Raw genomic sequence first — 16,737 nt, 5'->3', positions numbered from 1 at the left:
GGTCAGCCACGCTTGCGCCGCGACAGTCCCAGCCCCGCAAGGCCCAGCAGAAGAAGCGGCGCCGCCGCCGGCAATGGCACCGGTGCCGCACTGTCCCGAAGCGTGATCGTGGCCAGCAGGCTGCCGCCATCCGGCAGTGCAATGGTCGTCCCGGCCGGGGTCATCTGGCCATTCAAAAAGCCCAGATCGCCCGCAATCGAGATATCGTTCATCGTGTCGGTGCTGTCGCCGCCCGCAATGTTGAAGGCCGCGCCGAGATTGTCGTTTTCCTCGGTGCCGGCATCCCAGACATCCGAGGTGTAGATCATGATCGGCCCGAGGCCGGTGAAGTTCCCGGCCATATCGAAGACCTCATAGGCCGTCGGCGCGGCATTCCCGATGAACAGGTCGTTCGACGGAATCACCATGGCAAGGAAGCTGAGATACCGGTCGGTCATCGGATCGAGGTCGAAAGTCAGGCTCGCCGTTTCGCCCGGGTCGATCACGGGTGCCCCGGCAAACCCGCCGGGAGAGGTGATTACACCCGAACGATAGCCCGCCGCGTTTGTCGCGGCCTCGTGGGCCGGGTCGCCCGCCTCTGCGATATTCTCCACCCCGAGACTGGCCGGGGTGCCGGGATCGAAGGCATCGTAGGTGCCATCGTGGAAGACGGTGAACAACGGCGTGACATAGAGCCCATCCGCCGCCTGTTCATTGGTGATGGACACTGTAATGGGCCCCGCAAAGACCGCGCCCGACAGGGCAAGACTGCCCAGCATGGCGGGCAGCACGCCCCTGCCCACACGCACCAGAATTTCTGACATTGTAACCTCCCGTTCTGGAGTGACGCCGGATCCGTCCCGGCACATCCAGCCTACGGGCGGCGCTTCCCCAGCGGGGGTCACTTCGGATCAACAGGATCGGAGAGGTCCGTGAACGGGAACGTCCGGCCGGCAAGAGCGCACGGGCCGGACGTCATGGTTGGGAAGTCGGGATCAGCCCTTGCGGCGGCGCATGGCAACCAGACCGGCCAGACCGGCCCCCAGAAGCGGAAGCGAGGCCGGCAGCGGCACCGCGGGGGTATCTGCCGTAACCGTCACGCTGTCGAGGATGATGCCATAATTGTCGCCGCCCGCGTGATCAAAATAGATCGACGCCGTCGCATCCGCGAGCATCGTAAAGGTGCGTGTGATGGTTTGGAAGGAATCGTTTCCGGTAAGGGTCAGCGGACCGTTGAGCAGACCGGTAAGGCCATATTCAAGCGTGTCGTTTGCCCTGCCGCGCTGGTTCCCACTAACCGTGAATTCCAAAGTGTAGGTGACACCGGCGACGAAACTGAGCGCCGTGCTCTCAAGACGCGCTGCATCCGACGTCGACCCGTCGAGATCCAGACACCCGGCCGACTGACAGGACAGGCTATAGCCGCCGTTGCCGAACAGGTCGACGCTGCCGTTCACGATGGTGAAGCTGTCGAGGCCGGTGAAATTGCCGGCGGTGTTGGCGGGCGCGATAGAGGCCAGTTCCTCGGCAAAGTCCTCGAAGAAGATGGTCGTGGCCGCCTGCGCCGTCGCGGCGGACACCGCAAGAACAAGGCCCGTCGTAGCAAGCAGGTTGGTCTTGGTCATTCTCGTTACTCCAGAAATGTAATTACCCAATTCGAGCCATGGATTGGCCACAAGATTTGCACAAATCTTAACGCAAAAGGACCCGTCTCGCACCATCAAAGTTAACGCGCGCGTTACCCGTCGACCTCGTTCAGGCGCGCGACATAGCGGGCCAGTGTGTCGATCTCCAGGTTGATCCGGTCGCCGACCTTCACCAGCCCCCAGGTCGTCGCCTCTTTCGTATGGGGGATGAAGTTCACACCGAAGTCGGCCCCCTCGACCTCGTTCACCGTCAGGGAGGTGCCGTTCAGCGCGACCGAGCCCTTCGGTGCGATGAACTTCTTCAACGCGTCGGGCGCGCGGAAGGTGATGCGCGTGCTATCGCCCTCATCCGCCATGCCCACGACCTCGGCCAGTCCGTCCACATGGCCCGAAACGATGTGGCCACCCAGCTCGTCGCCGACCTTCAGTGCGCGTTCAAGGTTGATCCGGCTCCCCTCGACCCAGCCGCCTAGATTGGTTTTCGAGACCGTCTCTCCCGAGATCGAGACCTGAAACCATGCGCCTTGGTCTTCCGCCCCGCGGTCGACCACCGTCAGGCAAACACCATCGCAGGCGATGGAACAGCCGATCTCGATGCTGTCCACATCATAGCCACAGCCAATCCGGGCGGTCAGGTCGCCTTTCTGCTCCAACGCACGAACGGTGCCGATATCGGTGATGATGCCGGTGAACATGGGCGCCCTCCTTCCAGCCTGTTTCGGCCTCCCCTAGCGGGGCAGACGGTCAAGGGCAAGCGGGCGGCCATGCGACAGCGTCGCAAGACCCTTCGACTTACAGGAACTGCTCACGGATCAGGCGTTCTTCCAACCCGTGGCCGGGATCGAACAGAATGCGGTGCCGAATGGCGGGCTCCGACACGATCTCGACCGAGGACACCCGCCCCGCCCCACGGCTGTCGCCCTCGGCCATGACAGGGCGCTTGTCCTGTTCCAGCACCTCGATGCGGACCTTTGCCGTCTTGGGCAACAACGCCCCCCGCCACCGGCGCGGGCGGAACGGCGCCACGGCCGTCAGCGCCAGCACGTCGGACCCAATCGGCAGGATTGGCCCGTGCGCCGAGTAGTTGTAGGCCGTCGATCCCGCGGGCGTCGCCACCAGCGCCCCGTCGCACACCAGTTCTTCCAGCCGCACCTTGCCATCGACGCGGATCCGCAGCTTGGCCGCCTGCGGCCCCGCGCGCAGCAGGCTGACCTCATTGATCGCCAATGCCTCGACCACACTGCCATCGGGACGCACCGCGCGCAGGCGCAGCGGATTGATGATCGCCTCCTCCGCGCTTTCCAGCCGGTCGATCAGGTCGTCCTGGTGATACTCGTTCATCAGGAACCCGACGGTGCCGCGATTCATGCCGTAAACCGGCGCGGCCATCTCCTGCGTCGCGTGCAGCGTCTGCAACATGAAGCCGTCGCCGCCCAGCGCCAGGATCACATCGGCTTCTTCCGGCGGCACCTGCCCATAGCGCGCCGTCAGCACGTCAAGTGCGCCCTCGGCCCGCGCGGTATCGCTGGCCAGAAAGGCGATCTTCGCGGCTCTCGGCATGGGGGTCGTCCTTCGCGCGTTTCCGCCCAAGTCATCGCGCGCGCCGATCGGAAACACAAGGGCCGCGAGGGGCCCGATCCGCACGCAATCGGGGCTTTTTCCCAGCACGCGCTTCCGTTAAGACCCCGCCATCCCGCAAATGGCCGCCATCAGGAGACGCCACGATGACCGCATCCCATCAGGACAACGGCTTTTTCAACGAAGCGCTGGCTTCCCGCGACCCCGAGATCGCGAAGGCCATAGGGCTGGAACTCGGCCGCCAGCGTGACGAGATCGAATTGATCGCCTCGGAAAACATCGTCAGCCGCGCCGTGATGGAGGCGCAGGGTTCGGTGATGACGAACAAATACGCCGAAGGCTATCCGGGCAAACGCTATTACGGCGGCTGCCAGTTCGTCGACATCGCCGAGAACCTGGCCATTGAGCGTGCGTGCAAGCTGTTCGATTGCGGCTTCGCCAACGTCCAGCCGAATTCGGGGTCACAAGCGAACCAGGGCGTGTTCACGGCCCTTCTGCAACCGGGCGACACGATCCTGGGCATGAGCCTTGATGCGGGCGGACACCTGACCCATGGCGCCAAGCCGAACCAGTCGGGCAAGTGGTTCAATGCGGTGCAATATGGCGTGCGCGAAAGCGATCTTGAAATCGACTATGACCAGATCGAGGCTCTGGCAAAGGAGCATCAGCCCAAGATGATCATCGCGGGCGGTTCGGCCATTCCGCGCATCATCGACTTCAAGCGCTTCCGCGAGATCGCCGACATGGTGGGCGCCTATCTGATGGTCGACATGGCCCATTTCGCGGGGCTGGTCGCTGCGGGCCTCTACCCCTCGCCCTTCCCGCACGCCCATGTGGCAACGACCACGACGCACAAGACGCTGCGAGGGCCCCGTGGCGGGATGATCCTGACAAATGACGAGGCGCTGGCGAAGAAGTTCAACTCCGCCATCTTCCCCGGCATTCAGGGCGGTCCGCTGATGCATGTGATCGCCGGCAAGGCCGTCGCCTTTGGCGAGGCGCTGCGCCCCGACTTCAAGACCTATCAGGAACAGGTGATCAAGAACGCCAAGGCGATGGGGGCGGCATTGGTAGACGGTGGCCTCAGCCTCGTCACCGGCGGCACCGACAGCCACGTCCTGCTGGTCGACCTGCGGCCCAAGGGTGTGAAAGGCAACGCCACCGAAAAGGCGCTCGGCCGCGCCCACATCACCTGCAACAAGAACGGCATCCCGTTCGACACCGAAAAACCCACGATCACCAGCGGCATCCGTTTGGGCAGCCCCGCCGGGACCACCCGCGGCTTCGGAGAGGCCGAGTTCACGCAGATCGGCAAATGGATCACCGAAGTGGTCGACGGGCTGGCGGCCAATGGCGAAGAAGGCAACGCCGACGTGGAAGCCAAGGTGAAGGCCGAAGTCGCGGCGCTCTGCGCCAAGTTCCCGGTCTATCCCGGGCTCTGACTTCCGCGGCCGCGGGCGGAGGCCAATCCGCCCCGCGGCGCCCTTACCGATTACCCGGCCGGGCGGGCCGCGTCAGACATGCCCGCCCCAAGCCAGCACGTCCAGTGCGACCGCACTCAGCGCCAGCAGGTTCACCGAGACCGAAGTAATCCAACCGCGGAACCAGCCCAACCGTCGACCGGCGGGTGCGGCGCGTCTGAGATGTGCGGACAGCCGGTCATGGGCCAGACGCATCCGTGCGATGTCGATCTGACGCGACAGTTTCGGATGCTGCAACGTCTCCCGCGCCTCGACGATCAGCATCGCCTCCCGCCGCAGATGGGCGGGCAGTTTGCGTCGCAGTCGGGGCACCTGCCGATCCAACGGGCCGCTAAGACCGAAGCTCCGCTCGATCCGTGCCTCGATGGCACCGGCAAGATCATCAAGACCACGATATTGCACGCGAAAAGGTCCCCTCATCGTCACGCCCTCACCCTAGGGACCAAAGGTTACGGTTCGACAAAGCCGGTCGCAACGTGTCTGGCCCGAAAGGCCGGGGGCCGCTATGCAGGGGCCATGCTTGCAGAAACGATTCACGGCGCCGACACGGGGCAAACGCCACTTCTGATCGCTCATGGCCTGTTCGGCTCTGCCCGGAACTGGGGTGTCGTGGCCAAGCGGCTGTCCGAAGAGCGTCAGGTCATCACCGTCGACATGCGCAACCACGGCGCCAGTCCCTGGACCGAAACCCACACCTACGCCGATCTGGCCGCCGACCTGGCAGAAGTCATTGACGCCCATGGCGGCCAACTGGACGTTCTGGGCCATTCCATGGGCGGCAAGGCGGCGATGGTTCTGGCGCTGACCCATCCGGAAAAGGTGAAGAGGCTTGTCGTCGCCGATATCGCGCCCGTGGGCTATTCCCATACCCAGGCGCATCTGATCGCGGCGATGCGGGCGCTCGACCTGCCGAAAATCGCATCGCGCAGTGCAGCCGATAGGGCCCTTGCAGAGTTCATAGATACGCCCGCCGTCCGCGCGTTTCTGCTGCAATCGCTTGACCTGAAAACGACGCCCTCAAGCTGGTGCCTGAACCTCGATGTGCTGGAGGCCGATATGGATGCCATCATCGGCTGGCCCGAGGAGATCGACGGGGTTTTCGGCGGCACTGCCCTGTTCCTATCCGGTGCGGAGTCCGACTATGTCCGCCCAGAGCATCGCAACCGGATCAAGGGGTATTTCCCCAAGGCGCGGTTCGCGAAACTTCCCGGCGCGGACCATTGGCTCCACGCCGAGAAGCCGAGGGAATTCGTGGCCGCCGTGGCCACGTTCCTCGCTTAGTCGACCGGCTTCATCATCCGGTCCATGGTGCCGTCCTTCTTGATGAACTGCCCGGCGAGCGCTGCCGCGATATGCAGCAGGATCAAGAGAACCATCAGGCCGCGCAGCGCCAAATGGATCCCCGCCGCGATCTCGGACCCCTGCGACCAAGCGATCATGCCGGACACCGGCAAGAGCACCATCAGCAGGTAGAACAGCCCGTACATCACCCGCGCCACCATGACCTGCGCCTTGGAATGGGACGGGTCAGGATCAGGCACACCGTGCATCATGCGCAGGACGATCCGCCAGAAGGCCAGGATCAGGATCGCAAAACCGATCAGAACATGCGCACCGACAAAGATGGAGAAGGACTTCTCGCCCGTCTCCACGAACTCATGAAAGGCCGAGGCGATTCCCTCGGCCAGCAGAAATTGAATCAGGATCAGGGCGACAACCGCCCAGTGCAGGCGGATCTGCATCCGCGAATAGCCCGTAACCGAAGACATTCTTGGCCCTCCGATGGTCATACATTAGATGCGACCGCCGGAGACCCGGCGGTCAGTAAATGGCGCGCGTCACCTGCCATGTCACCGGAAGGGCAATGACGAACCCGACCGCCGCCGCGACGAGGATCGGAATCATGGTGCCGTATCCGGCGACAAGAACGGCAACGATACCCACGCCCATCAAGGTAGGCGAAATCAGGGAAAACAGGACTGCGGCTAGGCGAAGCATGTCGCACCTCTGATCTGGAGTAAGACAAGGTGCAGGGAATCACCGTTCCCCCGATTCCGTCCTTGATATGGCGCAAATCGCGTCAGAACGACCAGACGCGGGTGCCGCTTGCCAAAAGACGCTTGGCCATCTCCGGCGGCTGAGCCACGGTCACGCCGTCGATCAGCGCATCGGGCGTGGCGCCCTTGCCCGGCAGGTAGATGGCGCAGACCTCGACCTTCACGCCCTTCTCCATCGCGGCCTTCAGCGCGCCCTGGGGGCTCATCCCCTTCGGCGGCTGGGCGGCGGTGGCGCTTTCGGGGGCGTCCTTCAGGGCGATGTCGGCGGCCGGGCCGCACAGCAGAACATGGGTCGGCACGTCGCGGGCGGCCGATTGCAGGGTCAGCACCATGCTCATCAACTGGGTCTGCGGGTTGGCATCGGTGACAACGGCGACAAGCTTGCGCACGTCCTTGGCCATGGCGGGCGTGGCGGCAATGGCAAGCGCGGCAACGGCCGCCTGAAGGGTCTTGAGCATGGGATATTCCCCTGTTTGAGCAACATTGATGGGGGACCCATAAGATATATCGAAGATACACTTTGTGACTTGCGCACAGTCGCGGCGGTTCTGACGGGAACGTGAAGCCCTTGATGCGCGTCAAGGGCACGCCGAGCGGCCCATGCTATCATGTCGTCGATCAGAAGGGGGGAGACCGATGATCACGCTGGACGATATCGAGGACATGAGCTGCCTCACCCGCGAGGAAATCGCCGCGATTGCCGAGCATGAACATGTGCCCGAGGCCGACGCGACACTGATATCCGATTACATGATGCACACCCATCACGGGGCGCAGAAGGTGCAGCAGATGATTTGCGAGGATATCCGCGCGGCGCTCCACAAGGACGACGTGGACCACGCCAAGGCGCTTTACGCCGTGCTGCATAACTTCATGGCAGAGCACCCAGAGGCAGCGCGGGGGGCCGAATAGCCCCCCGTATTCGTTAGACTTCCGGCGCGGCCGGGTTGGGCAGCGGGCCCACCCGGCTGATGCGGCTGTGATCCCACATCGGGTCGGCCTCCTTGATCCGGCGCGAGATGCGATAGGCCACGGGCCATGCGGCGACGATACCGATGATGGCCGCGCTGCCGATGGCGATCCAGCTGTAGAAGCCAAGGCTCAGCATCAGCACGGTCAACCCCCCGGTGATGACGGCCCCCGCGGGCACGGTGAGGATCAGGCTCAAACGGTCCATGGTCTGGTCTCCCTATGGTTAATGCTTAGGGAATACGCAGCAGGGGACGGACCGGTTGTCGCAGCCGGTTCACGAAATCGCGAGTGGAGTGCGCGGGCGCGGGCGGCCAGCCCGGGCCGCGCCCGGCCCCGCACCTAGTTCAAAATGTTCTGAAGGGCCGTCTGCCACGTCTGCGCCGCGTGGATCACCTGTTCCAGCTTGTCCGGGTTCAGAGCAAGGTAGCCGCCACCCGCGGCCGGAATACCCCATTTGATCGTGGTATCGACGGCGAGGTCGGCCTTGGCGGCACACCAGCCCAGCCCCTTCCTCAAGGCAGATAACAGCAGCCCAACAATTTGCGCGATACGCGACGGATCCGGGTCTTCGGCTTGGAGTTCTTCTTTCAACTCCTGAATTGGACCCCAGACGATCACGAGTTCCTTGGCAATCGCCGGGGCTTCTTCAATGGGCTCTGGCGGGTGGTTCCCACCGATCCCGAGGCGATCTTGCGATGCCAAGGCGAGTTCGGATTCCAACTCCGCGATACGCTTTTCAAGATCGAAACGCGCTCGGATCTCCGCGATCACCCCCGCAACATGCGCCGCCCCCTTTTCCCAGTCCTCCTTCGGGATCAGCGCAATCTTCTCCTGCAGCGCCCAGTCCATCGGCTGGCCGTCCAGCATCCCCTGATACCAGTCGCGCCAGAATCCCCATGTATCTGGGTCGGCGTCCCAGAACGCGCGGAGCTTGGCGAACCCTTCGCTCAACCCCTCCGGCATCGGGGCCACGGGCCACAAGGGCGTGACGAACAGGGCCTGCAGCCCGGCTGGATCCAGGGACGTCGCATCTTCTGAGGCGGCGGAGAAGGCGGCGGAGTGGGCGGAGAAGGCGGCGGAGTCGGCGGCGGAGTGGGCGGCGGCGGCGGCGGAGTGGGCGGCGGCGGAGGCGGAGGCGGCGGCGGAGTGGGCGGCGGCGGAGGCGGCGGAGTCGGCGGCGTAGGCGGCGGAAGCGGCGGAGAAGGCGGCGGAGAAGTGGGCGGCGGAGGCGGAGTGGGCGGCGGCGGCGGAGGCCTGTCTGATTTCCGGGGTTGGACATGTGCCCGCAACCCCCGGAATCAGCATCGCCCGCATCACAGGCAACGCAATGTCGCCCAGTGTCGCGTCATCCGCCCAACCAATCCCCGGCAGCGCGCGGAGCGCACAGCGCGCGGCAAAGGCCACCTGCACCGCGCGCGACTTGTCCTTCAGCCACGCCTCCGCGCTTTCATAGTCCGTGATCTCGACCATCGGCCCCTCGCCAAACCTGCCCCGCCACTCTGGCCGCGGGACGTCCCCCGTTCAAGCGCGCCGGTGTCACCCCTCCGGCCCGGGCGACCAGCCCGGGCCGCGCCCACCCGGGCCTCTGCCCGTTCAGCCCCCGAAATCCTCCCCCCGCCGATTTCCAAGACGGCCCTCCCCCGCACGCACCCCATTGACCGGCCCCCGAAACCGCCGCATATCGCTTGCCCATGACCGAGCTCAAACACATCCGCAATTTCTCCATCGTGGCGCATATCGACCACGGCAAGTCGACGCTCGCCGACCGGCTGATCCAGCTGACCGGCACGGTGGCGGAGCGCGACATGAAGGAACAGCTTCTCGACGCGATGGATATCGAGCGGGAGCGGGGCATCACCATCAAGGCCAACACCGTGCGGATCGAATATCCCGCGAAGGATGGCCAGACCTATGTGCTGAACCTGATCGACACCCCCGGCCATGTCGACTTCGCCTATGAGGTGTCGCGGTCGATGCGCGCGGTGGAAGGGTCGCTTCTGGTCGTCGACGCGACGCAGGGGGTGGAGGCGCAGACGCTGGCGAACGTCTACACCGCCATCGAGGCCGATCATGAAATCGTCCCCGTCCTGAACAAGATCGACCTGCCCGCGGCAGAGCCTGAACGAATCTCCGAACAGATCGAGGACGTGATCGGCATCGACGCGACCGACGCGATCCAGATCTCCGCCAAGACCGGCCTCGGCATCCCCGACGTGCTGGAGGCGATCGTGCACCGCCTGCCCCAGCCGCATGAAGGCGACCCGACCAAGCCGCTGAAGGCCATGCTGGTGGACAGCTATTACGACCCCTATCTTGGCGTCGTGGTCATCGTGCGCATCATCGACGGCATCCTGAAAAAGGGCCAGCGCATCCGCATGATGAAAACCGGCGGCACCTATCCCGTCGACAAGGTCGGCGTCTTCCGTCCCGCCATGCAGGACATCGCGGAGCTTGGGCCGGGTGAGATCGGGTTCCTCACCGCCTCGATCAAGCAGGTGCGCGACACCCGCGTCGGCGACACCATCACGACCGAGAAACAGGGCTGCGAAACGCCCCTGCCCGGCTTCAAACCCTCACAGCCGGTGGTGTTCTGCGGTCTCTTCCCCGTGGACACGGCGGAATTCGAGGACCTTCGCGACGCCATCGACAAGCTGGCCCTGAACGACGCGAGTTTCACTTATGAGATGGAAACCTCCGCCGCGCTCGGCTTTGGCTTCCGCTGCGGGTTCCTGGGGCTTTTGCATCTGGAGGTCGTGCGCGACCGGCTGGAACGGGAATACGGCATCGACCTGATCACCACCGCGCCCAGCGTGATCTACCATGTCTACATGCGCGACGGCTCGATGGTGGAGCTGCACAACCCCGCCGACATGCCCGACCTGACCCATGTGGACCATATCGAGGAGCCGCGGATCAAGGCGACGATCCTTGTGCCCGACGAATTCCTCGGCGACGTGCTGAAACTCTGCCAGGACCGGCGGGGGGAGCAGTTGGACCTGACCTATGCCGGGTCCCGCGCGATGGCCGTCTACAACCTGCCGCTGAACGAGGTGGTGTTCGATTTCTACGACCGTCTGAAATCGGTGACCAAGGGCTATGCCTCCTTCGATTACCAGATGGAGGGGTACCGGCAGGATTACCTCGTCAAGATGCAGATCCTCGTCAATGACGAACCGGTGGACGCGCTGTCGACCATGGTGCATCGTGACCGGGCGGAAATGCGCGGGCGGGCCATGTGCGAGAAGCTGAAGGAACTGATCCCCCGCCACATGTTCAAGATCCCGATCCAGGCGGCCATCGGCGGCCGCGTCATCGCGCGAGAGACTCTGGCGGCGCTGCGGAAAGACGTGACGGCGAAATGCTATGGCGGCGACGCGACGCGAAAGCGGAAGCTGTTGGACAAGCAGAAGGCCGGCAAGAAGAAGATGCGGCAGTTCGGGAAGGTAGAGATCCCGCAGCAGGCGTTCATCAATGCGTTGAAGATGGACTCCTGATCACACTACAATTTCCATGCGGTTATTTGCCTTCTTGGGCAAAGCAAAGCCCACTGCTGCATACCTAGATCTAAGCGCCTTAAGCTTCTTTTGGTATCGGGTATTCGCCTTTGGCGCGGGCGCACCAACTATATAAGTCCGCCTTTCCAAAGGGAGGTCAAATTTACTTAACTGCTCAGCAGTCACAATAAGTTGCTCCAGCGCGTAGACAACATCAGTTCCCTTGAACTCGACCAGTGCAAAGAATCCTCCCGCAACGCACAAGGAGATATCGCATTTCTTCTCGTCACCAGTCAAAATGCAACCGTCAACCCGACAAACCTGGACATCTAGTTTGCCCGGGTTCTTTACGCAAAACTCCCTCTTCTTCTCGCCACACACGATCAGCGGATCATTCCGAATCTCGCAGCAGTTATTTGGATCAGCTATCATACTTATCCAACAGATTTGAGAATTTCTCATTCAAGTCATCAGATACGGAATCGATATAATCTGCGGAGATGATGTTTTCATTTCTGTCAACAATATCATGAGAATAACCGCCACGAAGAGCATAAGCACTAACACTTTCGACATCAATCCCACCTTGCTCTCCGACTTCAGAAGCCAAAATAAAGTTGTTCAACGCAGTAAGCAAATATGGAGAGTGAGTGGTAAAAAGGATGGAGGTTTCTCGCGCTAAACTCTGGCGAATCATGAACTCCAAGATTGCAACTTGCGCATCAGGAAACAAGTGCGCTTCTGGCTCTTCGATAATAAGTGTACGCCCAGGACTCGGGAACCGCGAAATCGCAAAAATAAGCGGCGTAGCCTCCTGCTGACCCGAAGAAGCTTTACTTAGCTCAATCCGACCTCGATCCATTTGAATCCAATCCCGCGCATCTTCCCGAACATATTCTCCCTTAACAACTTTTTTGAATATGTCTCTTTCTTCACGAACCCTCAGCGCGCGCGTTGCATATCGACCGCTTGGCATAACCCGACCGCCGAAAACCTTTGCGCCTTCGTAGAACTCCCCGAACTGCAGAATAATTTGATCAATTTTGGTATCGAGCGCTAATATTGAAAATATTTCATCACGTAAAGTTGCGTAGAATGATCGAGCAGCAGGAACAAACAGTGCGGTCTGAAAGCGGAAAAGTTGGCTTTGCGACTCCACATGACGGAACTCGCGAAGCAATCTAGTTCTCGCCAAACTTTCTTCTTCTGGAAATGAGTCGACAAATTGCTTAAAATTGTGCTTTAGATCTCTGAAGTACTTTGCCACGGAGGGGGATGTTGAGACATCAATAACAGAGGAGTTCTTCTCTGAAGAGATGCACGCTTGGTAACCATCCACTGAATAGGAAATTTGAAAAGAGTCACCCTCCCACGAGTAAGGCGGAAAAATCTGGTAGAATTCATCTTTCTTTCTCTTGTCATAAGTCTTCTTGTGCTCATTATTGATTAGAGATATCTCGTCAAAATCCGAGAAATATTTATTGAAAAAGTAAAACAAGCGGGCAACGATACTCTTTCCCGATGCCTGCTCGCCAATAATCAAAGACAGGCCTCTAAGTTCGACTTCCGCCTTTCTTATCCCCAAAAAACCTTCTATCGAAAGAGTTTGAGTCATATTTGCGTTGCACCCTTATCTGCGAGGTCTGCGAGCTTCGCTTGGAGCGTACAGCTACTCTACTCAGAAAATCAACGTATAAGGCGCACTCCGAATACAGTGAGCCAATTTGCGTATGTAACCAACCTTGCCCAACCTCTCCCCATCCGCTACGCCCCTCCCCCATGGCCAAGCTGCATTTCCACTACTCCACCATGAATGCCGGCAAGTCGACGCTGCTGTTGCAGGCCTCCTACAACTATGTCGAACGGGGGATGGCCACCTATCTGCTGACCGCGGGCGTCGATACGCGGGCCGGCGCGGGGCGCATCGCCTCTCGCATCGGGATCGGGGCGGCGGCGGACAGGTTCTTCCCCACAGATGACCTGTTCGCCCGCATCGCGGACCGGCTGCAGGCCGGCCCCTGCGCTTGTGTCTTCATTGACGAGGCGCAGTTCCTGACACCCGAACAGGTCTGGCAACTGGCCCGCGCGGCGGATGACCTTGGCGTGCCGGTGATGGCCTACGGGTTGCGCGTCGATTTCCGGGGGGAGCTATTCCCGGGCTCCGCCACGCTTCTCGCCATCGCCGATGTGCTGCGCGAGATCCGCACGATCTGCCATTGCGGGCGCAAGGCGTCGATGGTGGTCCGCATGGGGCCGGACGGACAGCCCATGCGTGACGGCGATCAGGTGCAGATCGGGGGGAACGAAACCTATGTCTCCCTCTGCCGCCGCCACTGGCGCGAGGCGATGGGGGACCGCGCGTCAGGGACCGGAACGTAACCCGACGCGGCAACAATCGGGCACGCCCTTTTCGCGCGACTGAATCTGCGATACTTCTAGCATAGCTTGCATAGAGGTGATCCATGAAACTCCTTCCGCTCAGCCTTGCGGCCCTGACCCTTTCGGCGGGGCTTGCCCATGCAGAGATGACGCTCAGTTTCGCGTGGGGCGCGACGCCGGCCTGCAACACGGGCCGCGCCAAGACCGTCGGCAACCCGGAATTCGTGCTGAAAGGGGTGCCCGCGGGCACGACCTCGGTCGACTTTCGGATGAAGGACCTTGATGCGCCGCAATACAACCACGGCGGCGGACGGCTGAAGATCACGAAAAGCGGGCGCGTGCCGGCCGGCACCTTCACCTATAAGGGTCCGTGCCCCCCGCGCGGCGCGCACCGCTATGTCTGGACTGCCACCGCGCGCAACGGCAACAAGGTCCTCGCCCGGGCGACGGCGCGCCGCAAATTCCCTGAATAGCGGCCCCGCAAGACAGCGCCCCGCGCTTGCCAACGCCCGATGCCCATGCGACGAAAGGGCGAGAAGAGCGCGACAGGTGGCCCGTGCCAAAGACCCGGACGCAGACGCAAGACATGGCCGCGGGTCCAGATGCGGCCCTGCCGCAACTGGCCCATGCGCGTAATCCGGGGCTGCCGCTGGATGTGGGGTGGGTGCGCGCAACCCGTTTGAACGACCCCGCCGTGATCCGCCAGGCCGCCGCCCTGCCCGCCCGCGTCGCGCTGACCGGGAACACTCGCATCGCGTGGCTGTTGAAGGCCGTGTCGCTGATCGACCTGACGACACTTGCGGGCGACGACACGCCCGGCCGCGTGCGCCGCCTGTGCGCCAAGGCGCGGCATCCGCTGCGGGCCGACATATTGGGCGCAGTCGGGGTGCCGGGCCTGACCACCGCCGCGGTCTGCGTCTATCACGAGATGATCGCCCCCGCGGTCGACGCCCTGAAAGGATCGGGCCTGCCCGTCGCCGCAGTCTCCACCGGTTTTCCCACGGGGCTGTCGCCCTATGCCACAAGGCTCGCCGAGATCAAGGCGAGCGTGGCCGCAGGCGCCGCGGAGATCGATATCGTGATCTCCCGCCGCCACGTTCTTTTGGGTGACTGGCAGGCGCTTTATGATGAGGTCGCCGCCTTTCGCACCGCCTGCGGCCCGGCGCATCTGAAGACGATCCTCGCCACCGGAGAGCTTGGCGGGCTGACCAATGTGGCCCGCGCCAGCCTGGTCTGCATGATGGCGGGTGCCGATTTCATCAAGACCTCGACGGGGAAAGAAGCGGTGAACGCCACCCTGCCCGTGGGGCTGACGATGCTGCGGGCGATCCGCGCCTATGGCGACGCGACGGGGCACCGGGTGGGCTTCAAACCCGCAGGGGGGATTTCGAAGACGGGGGATGCGCTCGTCTGGCTTTGGATGCTGAAACGGGAACTGGGCGCGCGCTGGATGGAACCCGACCTGTTCCGCTTCGGCGCGTCCTCCCTTCTGGGCGATATCGAACGGCAGATCGAGGTGGCGGTAACCGGCGTACCGGCCCCCGCCGGGCGCCTAGCGATGGGATAGACGGGATGCGCGTGTCAGAGATCCTGAACGATATGGACGAGGGAGACGCAGCCGAAAGCGCCGCCGCCGCGCTTGACTGGCTGGCCGGGCATGGAGGGCAATTCGGCCAGTTCATCGGCGGGGCACTGACCGACGCGCGCGGCGGCATCGCGGTTGCCAATCCCGCGACCGGTGCCCCCTTGGCCATGCTGACGGACGCAACGACGGCGGAGGCCGATGCCGCCATCGCGGCGGCACGGACCGCCCAAGGCGATTGGGCGCGGGCGCCCGCATCGGCCCGGGCCGCGCATCTGGCGGCCCTTGCCGCGGCGCTCCGGTCAGAGGGGCGCCGACTGGCTCTGCTGACAACGCTCACCACCGGGCGGACTTTGCGCAGTACGCTTGAGGTCGAGATGGCGGGCGCCGCGGAGTGCCTTGAGCGGCACGCGGCGCGGGCGGCACTGCTTCCGCAGACCTGCCCCGACAGCAAACCGCTGGGCGTGTGCGGCCTGATCCTGCCCGCGCGCTTCCCGGTTTGGGCGCTTTTGCGCAGCGCCGGGCCGGCATTGGCGGCCGGCAACACGCTGGTGGTGTCCGCCGCGCCACAGGCCGCGCTGCCGGCACTTCTGTTTGCCGAGATTTGCCGGAAAGCCGGGCTGCCCGCGGGCGTCGTCAACGTCCTGACGGAAACGGACACCGGCGCGCATATCGCCGGGCATGCAGGGATCGACCGCCTGGTGGTCGCGGGCCCGGCCCTGCCCAAGCTGGACGGGGCAGAGGCCGAACGGGGCCGGGTGATGACCGAGGCGCCGCACGGGCCCTGCTGGTTCATCGTGGACGCAGAGGCCGATATCGAAGCGGCCATCGCGGATCTGGTGGACGCCGCATGGGGCCGCCCCGGCCCCGCGACGGCCGCGGGGCTGCACCTGCTGGTGCAGGAGGGGATTGCCGAGACGTTCCATGCCCGGTTGCAGCACCGCATTCGCCAACTGAGCCCGGGCGATCCGCTGTCACCGCAGACGGATTTCGGCCCGCTGACCAGCCCCGACGACATCGGGCGGCTGAAGGCACTGGTGGAAAGTGCCAGAGAGGACGGCGAGGTCTTCCAACCGGACATGGACATCACGGAAAGGGACATCTTCCCGCCAACGCTGGTCACCGGGCTCTCCCCGGCCAGCCCCGCGATGCAAGCGGAAGACCCGGGTCCCGTGCTCTTGTCGAAGACCTTCCGAACGGCGGACGAAGCCGTGCAGATGGTCAACGCCGCAGCCCCCCGTCCCGCGGCAAGCCTGTGGAGCGAAAGCCTGACCACGGCCTTTGCGATCGCGCCGAAACTGACGGCCGGGACGGTCTGGATCAACGCGGTGAACCCGACGGATCCAAATGTGCGCAGCGCGTTGGAGGACACCCATGCGATGGACTTCCTGCGGCCCAAATCCGCGCCGGTTGCGGATGTCGCGCCGGACACCCTCCCACCCGATACGAACGCGAGCGGCATGGACGATCCGGCAACGGCCATATCCGCCGCCCGCAAGGCACAGTCCCTCAAGTTCACCAGTAAAACGCGTAAGTGATTGATATCGTTATGGCGAGATTGGCCAAAAT

The 16,737-nt window shown here is 63.2% G+C and carries 20 protein-coding genes; 8 read left to right on the top strand and 12 right to left on the bottom strand.

Features of this window, described 5'->3' with window-relative positions; all coding sequences use genetic code 11:
• Window positions 1-2: 2 nt before the first annotated feature.
• From RGUI_RS17855 to RGUI_RS17840, 4 genes are all read right to left on the bottom strand, one after another.
• Window positions 3-803, bottom strand: a complete 801-nt coding sequence (locus tag RGUI_RS17855) for a spondin domain-containing protein (protein WP_172841186.1) — start codon at window positions 801-803, stop codon at window positions 3-5.
• A gap of 171 nt (window positions 804-974) precedes the next feature.
• The gene (locus tag RGUI_RS17850; RefSeq protein ID WP_172841185.1) at window positions 975-1,604 is read right to left on the bottom strand and encodes a VPLPA-CTERM sorting domain-containing protein; all 630 of its coding nucleotides are present in this window, start codon (window positions 1,602-1,604) and stop codon (window positions 975-977) included.
• A 113-nt stretch (window positions 1,605-1,717) separates the two neighbouring features.
• Window positions 1,718-2,320, bottom strand: coding sequence for a riboflavin synthase (locus tag RGUI_RS17845; protein WP_081535406.1), 603 nt, complete (start codon window positions 2,318-2,320; stop codon window positions 1,718-1,720).
• Window positions 2,321-2,417: 97 nt separating this feature from the next.
• Window positions 2,418-3,185, bottom strand: a complete 768-nt coding sequence (locus RGUI_RS17840) for an NAD kinase (protein WP_081536161.1) — start codon at window positions 3,183-3,185, stop codon at window positions 2,418-2,420.
• A 164-nt stretch (window positions 3,186-3,349) separates the two neighbouring features.
• On the opposite strand from RGUI_RS17840, the gene glyA reads away from it, so the two are divergent.
• Window positions 3,350-4,645 (top strand): serine hydroxymethyltransferase, encoded by a 1,296-nt coding sequence (gene glyA / locus RGUI_RS17835; protein ID WP_081535405.1) that lies wholly within the window; start codon window positions 3,350-3,352, stop codon window positions 4,643-4,645.
• A gap of 72 nt (window positions 4,646-4,717) precedes the next feature.
• Here the strand turns inward: glyA and RGUI_RS17830 are convergent, their stop codons facing one another.
• Entirely contained in the window at window positions 4,718-5,104 is a 387-nt protein-coding gene (locus tag RGUI_RS17830; protein WP_156883022.1) for a hypothetical protein, read from the bottom strand.
• Window positions 5,105-5,200: 96 nt separating this feature from the next.
• On the opposite strand from RGUI_RS17830, the gene RGUI_RS17825 reads away from it, so the two are divergent.
• Window positions 5,201-5,965 (top strand): alpha/beta fold hydrolase, encoded by a 765-nt coding sequence (locus tag RGUI_RS17825; protein ID WP_081535403.1) that lies wholly within the window; start codon window positions 5,201-5,203, stop codon window positions 5,963-5,965.
• Here RGUI_RS17825 and RGUI_RS17820 read toward each other — a convergent pair.
• From RGUI_RS17820 to RGUI_RS17810, 3 genes are all read right to left on the bottom strand, one after another.
• Window positions 5,962-6,453 carry a cytochrome b gene (locus RGUI_RS17820; RefSeq protein WP_172841184.1) on the bottom strand — a complete coding sequence of 164 codons (492 nt, stop codon included), beginning with the start codon at window positions 6,451-6,453 and terminating at the stop codon, window positions 5,962-5,964. The two genes, RGUI_RS17825 and RGUI_RS17820, sit on opposite strands and share 4 nt — an antisense overlap.
• Window positions 6,454-6,505: 52 nt before the next feature.
• Window positions 6,506-6,634, bottom strand: a complete 129-nt coding sequence (locus tag RGUI_RS17815) for a hypothetical protein (protein WP_371586956.1) — start codon at window positions 6,632-6,634, stop codon at window positions 6,506-6,508.
• Window positions 6,635-6,764: 130 nt separating this feature from the next.
• A complete protein-coding gene (locus RGUI_RS17810) occupies window positions 6,765-7,199 on the bottom strand; it encodes a DsrE family protein (protein ID WP_081535400.1) in 435 nt (144 codons plus the stop codon).
• 178 nt (window positions 7,200-7,377) lie between these two features.
• Here RGUI_RS17810 and RGUI_RS17805 point away from each other — a divergent pair, with 178 nt between their 5' ends.
• Complete coding sequence (locus tag RGUI_RS17805; protein WP_081535399.1) at window positions 7,378-7,653, top strand: hypothetical protein; 276 nt, start codon at window positions 7,378-7,380, stop codon at window positions 7,651-7,653.
• Window positions 7,654-7,666: 13 nt separating this feature from the next.
• On the opposite strand, the gene RGUI_RS17800 is transcribed toward RGUI_RS17805, so the two are convergent.
• Window positions 7,667-7,918, bottom strand: coding sequence for a hypothetical protein (locus RGUI_RS17800; RefSeq protein ID WP_081535398.1), 252 nt, complete (start codon window positions 7,916-7,918; stop codon window positions 7,667-7,669).
• A 134-nt stretch (window positions 7,919-8,052) separates the two neighbouring features.
• Window positions 8,053-9,183 carry a hypothetical protein gene (locus RGUI_RS21765; RefSeq protein ID WP_172841183.1) on the bottom strand — a complete coding sequence of 377 codons (1,131 nt, stop codon included), beginning with the start codon at window positions 9,181-9,183 and terminating at the stop codon, window positions 8,053-8,055.
• Window positions 9,184-9,404: 221 nt separating this feature from the next.
• On the opposite strand from RGUI_RS21765, the gene lepA reads away from it, so the two are divergent.
• Window positions 9,405-11,207: a translation elongation factor 4 gene (lepA, locus tag RGUI_RS17785; RefSeq protein WP_081535396.1), complete on the top strand. Its 1,803-nt coding sequence runs from the start codon at window positions 9,405-9,407 to the stop codon at window positions 11,205-11,207.
• On the opposite strand, the gene RGUI_RS17780 is transcribed toward lepA, so the two are convergent.
• Both RGUI_RS17780 and RGUI_RS17775 read right to left on the bottom strand, forming a co-directional pair.
• Entirely contained in the window at window positions 11,208-11,639 is a 432-nt protein-coding gene (locus tag RGUI_RS17780) for a hypothetical protein (protein WP_081535395.1), read from the bottom strand.
• A complete protein-coding gene (locus tag RGUI_RS17775) occupies window positions 11,629-12,822 on the bottom strand; it encodes an AAA family ATPase (protein ID WP_081535394.1) in 1,194 nt (397 codons plus the stop codon). The genes RGUI_RS17780 and RGUI_RS17775 overlap by 11 nt, the downstream gene beginning before the upstream one ends.
• A gap of 164 nt (window positions 12,823-12,986) precedes the next feature.
• Between RGUI_RS17775 and RGUI_RS17770 the strand changes: the two genes are divergently transcribed.
• From RGUI_RS17770 to RGUI_RS17755, 4 genes are all read left to right on the top strand, one after another.
• Entirely contained in the window at window positions 12,987-13,586 is a 600-nt protein-coding gene (locus RGUI_RS17770) for a thymidine kinase (protein ID WP_081535393.1), read from the top strand.
• Between the two features lie 83 nt (window positions 13,587-13,669).
• Window positions 13,670-14,059 carry a YbhB/YbcL family Raf kinase inhibitor-like protein gene (locus RGUI_RS17765; protein ID WP_216640084.1) on the top strand — a complete coding sequence of 130 codons (390 nt, stop codon included), beginning with the start codon at window positions 13,670-13,672 and terminating at the stop codon, window positions 14,057-14,059.
• A gap of 113 nt (window positions 14,060-14,172) precedes the next feature.
• Window positions 14,173-15,153: a deoxyribose-phosphate aldolase gene (gene deoC / locus RGUI_RS17760; RefSeq protein WP_081535392.1), complete on the top strand. Its 981-nt coding sequence runs from the start codon at window positions 14,173-14,175 to the stop codon at window positions 15,151-15,153.
• 5 nt (window positions 15,154-15,158) lie between these two features.
• Entirely contained in the window at window positions 15,159-16,706 is a 1,548-nt protein-coding gene (locus RGUI_RS17755; protein WP_081535391.1) for an aldehyde dehydrogenase family protein, read from the top strand.
• Window positions 16,707-16,737 lie beyond the last annotated feature (31 nt).

Origin of the sequence: Rhodovulum sp. P5 (assembly GCF_002079305.1) — a bacterium.
Taxonomy (GTDB): domain Bacteria; phylum Pseudomonadota; class Alphaproteobacteria; order Rhodobacterales; family Rhodobacteraceae; genus Rhodovulum.
This window is presented reverse-complemented; position numbering and strand designations above follow the sequence as displayed.

Bases quoted from the DNA above. Each gene is read 5' to 3' on its own strand.
- glyA (WP_081535405.1), top strand. From the start codon at position 3,350: ATGACCGCATCCCATCAGGACAACGGCTTTTTCAACGAAGCGCTGGCT.
- RGUI_RS17855 (WP_172841186.1), bottom strand. From the start codon at position 803: ATGTCAGAAATTCTGGTGCGTGTGGGCAGGGGCGTGCTGCCCGCCATG.
- RGUI_RS17815 (WP_371586956.1), bottom strand. From the start codon at position 6,634: ATGGGCGTGGGTATCGTTGCCGTTCTTGTCGCCGGATACGGCACCATG.
- RGUI_RS17770 (WP_081535393.1), top strand. From the start codon at position 12,987: ATGGCCAAGCTGCATTTCCACTACTCCACCATGAATGCCGGCAAGTCG.
- RGUI_RS17825 (WP_081535403.1), top strand. From the start codon at position 5,201: ATGCTTGCAGAAACGATTCACGGCGCCGACACGGGGCAAACGCCACTT.
- RGUI_RS17765 (WP_216640084.1), top strand. From the start codon at position 13,670: ATGAAACTCCTTCCGCTCAGCCTTGCGGCCCTGACCCTTTCGGCGGGG.
- RGUI_RS17800 (WP_081535398.1), bottom strand. From the start codon at position 7,918: ATGGACCGTTTGAGCCTGATCCTCACCGTGCCCGCGGGGGCCGTCATC.
- RGUI_RS17775 (WP_081535394.1), bottom strand. From the start codon at position 12,822: ATGACTCAAACTCTTTCGATAGAAGGTTTTTTGGGGATAAGAAAGGCG.
- RGUI_RS17830 (WP_156883022.1), bottom strand. From the start codon at position 5,104: ATGAGGGGACCTTTTCGCGTGCAATATCGTGGTCTTGATGATCTTGCC.
- deoC (WP_081535392.1), top strand. From the start codon at position 14,173: ATGGCCGCGGGTCCAGATGCGGCCCTGCCGCAACTGGCCCATGCGCGT.
- RGUI_RS17850 (WP_172841185.1), bottom strand. From the start codon at position 1,604: ATGACCAAGACCAACCTGCTTGCTACGACGGGCCTTGTTCTTGCGGTG.
- RGUI_RS17845 (WP_081535406.1), bottom strand. From the start codon at position 2,320: ATGTTCACCGGCATCATCACCGATATCGGCACCGTTCGTGCGTTGGAG.
- lepA (WP_081535396.1), top strand. From the start codon at position 9,405: ATGACCGAGCTCAAACACATCCGCAATTTCTCCATCGTGGCGCATATC.
- RGUI_RS17810 (WP_081535400.1), bottom strand. From the start codon at position 7,199: ATGCTCAAGACCCTTCAGGCGGCCGTTGCCGCGCTTGCCATTGCCGCC.
- RGUI_RS21765 (WP_172841183.1), bottom strand. From the start codon at position 9,183: ATGGTCGAGATCACGGACTATGAAAGCGCGGAGGCGTGGCTGAAGGAC.
- RGUI_RS17755 (WP_081535391.1), top strand. From the start codon at position 15,159: ATGCGCGTGTCAGAGATCCTGAACGATATGGACGAGGGAGACGCAGCC.
- RGUI_RS17840 (WP_081536161.1), bottom strand. From the start codon at position 3,185: ATGCCGAGAGCCGCGAAGATCGCCTTTCTGGCCAGCGATACCGCGCGG.
- RGUI_RS17820 (WP_172841184.1), bottom strand. From the start codon at position 6,453: ATGTCTTCGGTTACGGGCTATTCGCGGATGCAGATCCGCCTGCACTGG.
- RGUI_RS17780 (WP_081535395.1), bottom strand. From the start codon at position 11,639: ATGATAGCTGATCCAAATAACTGCTGCGAGATTCGGAATGATCCGCTG.
- RGUI_RS17805 (WP_081535399.1), top strand. From the start codon at position 7,378: ATGATCACGCTGGACGATATCGAGGACATGAGCTGCCTCACCCGCGAG.